This is a genomic window from Synechococcus sp. H60.3 (assembly GCF_047462295.1).
In the GTDB taxonomy this organism is placed as follows: Bacteria; Cyanobacteriota; Cyanobacteriia; order Thermostichales; family Thermostichaceae; genus Thermostichus.
The window spans coordinates 1-2448 of record NZ_JANSIY010000124.1 but is presented as its reverse complement, the minus strand read 5'-3'; the positions used below and the strand labels follow the sequence as shown (position 1 = coordinate 2448).

The following is a 2448-nucleotide window of genomic DNA, read 5'->3' as shown; positions in this document are numbered from 1 at the left end:
GTGTGCAGCTGTCAACCTTGGCTGGAAGGCTGAATTAAGCTGCCTGCGGCTGGTCCAGCTCTGAGGAAGAGGGAATGGGCTGCCCGGCCTCTTGCACAAGGCGCTCAGTCTCTGGCAGCGAAGCCAGCACCTGCGGCAGCACCTCCTTATCGGCCTCAACAGCCCTCTCCGTTTCTTGCAGGAGCTCGATCGAGGCCTCGGTAAGCAGGTCAGCCACCGGAGACAGTTGCGCCTTCAGCGAGGCGTTCTCTCGCTCCAATTGCACCAACCGCCTTTGCAGGCTATCCATTTGCCGATCTCGCTCTCCCAGAGCTGCTTCCAGCTCACGGTTGCGGGCCTCCAACGCTTGGCGGGCTGCCTCTGCTTGGTTCAGCCGTTCTGTTAAGCTTGCCAATTCATCCTCCAAACTGGTGAGGCGACTCACCTGTTCCAAAAGTTGGGCATTTTCTGCTTTCAGTTTTTCAATCAACGCCTGAGCGCTCAACAGATCTGCCTTGGTAGAGTCCAGGTCGTAACAGACTTGGTCATAGTTGGCAATTAGCTCGCCTAGTCGAGCTTCTTTCTCCTGCAGTTCTTCTCGCAGGGAACGAATCAAGCGATCCCTCTGTTCGACGCACTGCTGTAACTGTTCGACCTGCTGTCGTAGGATAGGCAGTTGAACCCAAGCCTTCTTGGCTAGGCCGAGAATTTCCCTGAAGCTCTCCTGCAGGCGGCTGTAGGATTGATCCAATTTGGCAAAGGCTTCGTTGAGCGCAAGGTAAGCCTTGCATACCTCCATGTAGCGCTGGGCCAGAGAAGTGGGGTGATCCATGATATAGAGTCCAGGTGGGGGTGCCGTGTCTATTTTATGCCGTTCATTCTATCGACCCAACCCGGAAAAGAGGTGACTCGCTACAACAACTGGGGGATTAATTTTACTTTAAGATTTTCCTCTCTCTAGGCAAGCAGCTCACGTCCTGCCCCGACAGGATTCAAACTCTCTGGCAAAAACGGCCCTTAAGAGCAGCACATTTTTACTCCCATCGAGGGGATCACACATTTAGCGTCTGGAGCAAAAGATTCAAAATTGAAACACTAGGTATAGTTCAAAAGGGGGCTTCTGCTGGCTCAGGCAGGCTGCGCCTCCGGGATCCCCAGCGCTTCCAGATGGGCGGCGGCCCGCAACAGGTTGGCCTCTTGGTAGGGGGCAGCCACCAGTTGGACGCCAAAGGGCAGGGATCCGCTCTCGCGCAGCGGCACCGACAGCACCGGCAGGCCGACAAACGAGAGGGGCTGGGTGTAGAGACCCAGGTTGGGCCGGGTGAGGACTTCCACCCCAGCGATCACCATCTTCTCTTGGCCAAGCAAGGGGGCAGAGCAGGGGGTGGTGGGGGCGATGAACAGGTCGATCTCTTGAAAGAGGGCCTGAAGCTGCTGGCGATACCAGCGGCGAAAGCGCTGCGCCTGCACGATCCAACTGGCGGGCAGCAGAGCGCCAGCCAAAAGGCGATCCCGGGTCGCCGGGTCGAAGTCGTGGGGACGAGTTCGCAGGTGATGCAGGTGCAGGTTGGCTCCCTCGGCCGCCGTGATCAGGAAGGCAGCGGCGCGGGCGCGCTCGGCCTCCGGGATCCGCACCGTTTGCTGGGCTCCCAGGGCCTGGGCCACTTTTTCCACGCCGGCCAGGATGTGGGGCTCTGCTCCCCGCAGGAAGTAGTCGTCGGCCACGGCAATGCGCAAGCCTTGGATCCCTTGCCCCAATTGCCCAAAGGTGGGATCCGCAGGGCGGCGAGCGCAGACGGGATCCTGGGGATCCGGCCCTTGCATGGCATCGAAGCTGAGGGCGAGATCGGCCACCGAACGGGCCAAGGGGCCCACGTGGTCAAAGCTGGGAGCCAACAGGGCTACTCCTGCCCGCGACAGACGGCCATAGGTGGGCTTGAGGCCGTAGATGCCGCACAAGGCGGCGGGCACCCGAATCGAGCCGTTGGTGTCGCTGCCCAGGCTGAGAGGTACCAAGCCCCCGGCCACGGCTGCTGCCGAGCCACCCGAAGAGCCGCCGGCACTGCGGCTGAGATCGTGGGGGTTGCGGGTGGGGCCGTAGTGGCTATTTTCGGTTACAAAGCCGTAGGCGTACTCGTCCATGTTGAGGGTGCCCACCAGGATTGCCCCTGCCTGCTTGAGGCGGGCCACCACCGTGGCATCTTGGGTGGCCGGGGGGTTCTCGCGGTTGATCGCCGAACCGGCTAGGGTGGTGAGGCCGGCCACATCGAAGAGGTTCTTGACGGCAAAAGGCACCCCCGCCAACGGGCCCACCGGGATCCCTTTGGCCACCTGTCGATCCAGCCGCTCCGCCGCCTGCAGGGCCGATGCTTCCAGCACGGCTGTAAAGGCATTGAGCTGGGGATCCCGCTGGCGAATCCGCTCCAGACAGGCGGCCACCACTGCCTGGGCGCTCACGGATCCCTGGCG

General features: G+C 61.3%; 2 protein-coding genes. Both read right to left on the bottom strand.

Annotated elements, in window-relative coordinates; all coding sequences use genetic code 11:
- Positions 1-34: 34 nt before the first annotated feature.
- A complete protein-coding gene (locus NW841_RS11160; RefSeq protein WP_414386426.1) occupies positions 35-811 on the bottom strand; it encodes a hypothetical protein in 777 nt (258 codons plus the stop codon).
- A gap of 296 nt (positions 812-1107) precedes the next feature.
- Positions 1108-2448, bottom strand: a 1341-nt coding sequence (locus NW841_RS11155) for an AtzE family amidohydrolase (protein ID WP_414386424.1), incomplete at its 5' end; no start/stop codon positions are given.